Consider the following 1,982-nt stretch of genomic DNA (forward strand, 5'->3'; position numbering starts at 1 on the left):
CACGTACGTGGCAAACTAGTGTCCCGATGCAGGACCCCTGCAGTTCGGGTATACGCGGTGACGCCTCGCTGATGGGCAGCGAGGCGATTTCATGTCGGGAGGTTGGGATGAGCTCTTACGAAACCGTCGTCGTCGGTACCGATGGCTCCGAGTCGTCGATGAAGGCTGTGGAACGTGCGGGTGCACTCGCGGGCGACGCCCAGTTGGTGATCGCCTGCGCGTACTTCCCGAACGAGCGCGGCGCGGGGGATGCTGCCGACGTCCTCAAGGACGAGGCGTATCAGGTCACCGGGTCGACCCCGACCGAGGAGATCCTCCGGACCGCGAAAGAACGCGCGGCCAAGGCCGGTGCGACCAACGTGGTGCAGCGCCCGGTCAAGGGAGCCCCGGTCGACGCGCTCCTGCAGCTCGTGAGCGACGTCAAGGCCGACCTCCTGGTGGTGGGCAACCGCGGCCTGAACTCGATCGCCGGTCGGCTTCTCGGTTCGGTCCCCGCGGATGTCGCCCGCAAGTCGGCCTGCGACGTCCTGATCGTGCACACCACCGGCTGAACCGGTGTCGCGGGGTCGTCACTGCGCAATCGTGGTGAGGCCCCGGACGAGATGTCCCCGTGTCAGCGGGCGGCCGGAAATGGTCCGGCCCGTCCGAGGAGTGCGGGGACATCCTTGTCGAGGGCCTCGCCCAGCCACTGTGCGGCGTCGACCAATCGCTGCATCTCGACACCGGTCGTGACCTCCGACCGGTCGAGTGCGTAGACGAGATCCTCGGACGCGATGTTGCCGGTGGCCGCGGGCGCGAACGGGCATCCGCCGAAGCCGCCGATACTCGCGTCGAGGGCACGCGCGCCGGTATCGAGTGCGGTGAGGGCGTTCGCGTAGCCAGTGTTCCTCGTGTTGTGGAAGTGCCACCGCTGCGGAATCCCTGGTGCATGTTCTGCTGTCCGCCGGGCGAGGTCGCGCACCTGTGCCGGCACTCCCACTCCGATCGTGTCGGCGAGCGCGATCTCGTCCGGGGCGGCCTCATCGGCCAGCCGGGCCACGATGTCGGAGATCCGGCCTGAACTGACCTCTCCGGTGAAGGGGCAACCGAAGGCGACCGCGATGGTCACCGTCGTCGCGAGGCCGGCCGCCCGCGCATCGCGGACGACATCGACGGCTGCCGCGATGGTGTCCGCGACGCTGCACCCCTGATTCCGGTGACTGAACTCCTCGGTGGCCACGACCACGGCATTCACCTCGTCGACCGAGGATGCGAGAGCGCGGTCGAGGCCACGGCGATTGAGGACGAGCCCGATATAGGAGACGTCGTCTCCTCGCGGCACCCGTTCCATGACTTCTTCCGCGCCGGCCATCTGCGGTACCCGCCGCGGGTTGACGAAGCTGACCGCCTCGATGCGACGCACGCCGGCGTCCACGGCCCGGGTGATGAACTCGACCTTCTCGTCGATCGAGAGCAGGGTCTGTTCGTTCTGCAGCCCGTCCCGCGGGCCGACCTCGATCAACTGCACGTCTGACATGAGATCGATCTTGCCCGTTCTGCTCCCGCGACTCCATCGGGCCTCCTCGGCCCGCTCATTCCGCTTCAGTCCATCCCGCTGTCGGTCGAACGACCGAATCCCGCGGGGCCCATGCCGGCACACACGGTGCGAGAGTGACCAGAGTGACCCTGCTTGACTGGGGTGATCCCATCTGTCACACCAGTTTTCACAATGGACCACAGGCACAGAGGGTCCTTTGATGCGGGATGTATCACTTTCGGAAGCGAAAGCGATGTACCGCGTATGATTCGTTGCTGTTCGACGATCGCTGCGGGGGGACGCGGGGGCGTCTTCGTCGAGCGACCCTATCGCCGAAACCGACGTCGGACGAGGCATGGATGACACTGCGTCCCACCGAGATGGGACTGGGGGAGATAGGCGCCCGGGGACACCCCGAGCGCCTGAAGGGGTTGATCTGCTGGATCTGACCGCGGCGCAACGCGCC

The 1,982-nt window shown here is 66.9% G+C and carries 2 protein-coding genes; one reads left to right on the top strand and one right to left on the bottom strand.

Annotated elements, in window-relative coordinates; all coding sequences use genetic code 11:
- Positions 1-107 precede the first annotated feature (107 nt).
- Positions 108-551, top strand: a complete 444-nt coding sequence (locus tag AB4Z55_RS13190) for a universal stress protein (RefSeq protein WP_004018865.1) — start codon at positions 108-110, stop codon at positions 549-551.
- A 62-nt stretch (positions 552-613) separates the two neighbouring features.
- Here AB4Z55_RS13190 and AB4Z55_RS13195 read toward each other — a convergent pair whose 3' ends face one another.
- Positions 614-1,516: a hydroxymethylglutaryl-CoA lyase gene (locus AB4Z55_RS13195; protein ID WP_239400835.1), complete on the bottom strand. Its 903-nt coding sequence runs from the start codon at positions 1,514-1,516 to the stop codon at positions 614-616.
- Positions 1,517-1,982 lie beyond the last annotated feature (466 nt).

This window comes from Gordonia sp. ABKF26 (genome assembly GCF_041103195.1).
GTDB lineage: Bacteria > Actinomycetota > Actinomycetes > Mycobacteriales > Mycobacteriaceae > Gordonia > Gordonia terrae.

What these genes read in the sequence shown, in the direction of transcription:
- AB4Z55_RS13190 (WP_004018865.1), top strand. Translation starts at nt 108, where the DNA reads ATGAGCTCTTACGAAACCGTCGTCGTCGGTACCGATGGCTCCGAGTCG.
- AB4Z55_RS13195 (WP_239400835.1), bottom strand. Translation starts at nt 1,516, where the DNA reads ATGTCAGACGTGCAGTTGATCGAGGTCGGCCCGCGGGACGGGCTGCAG.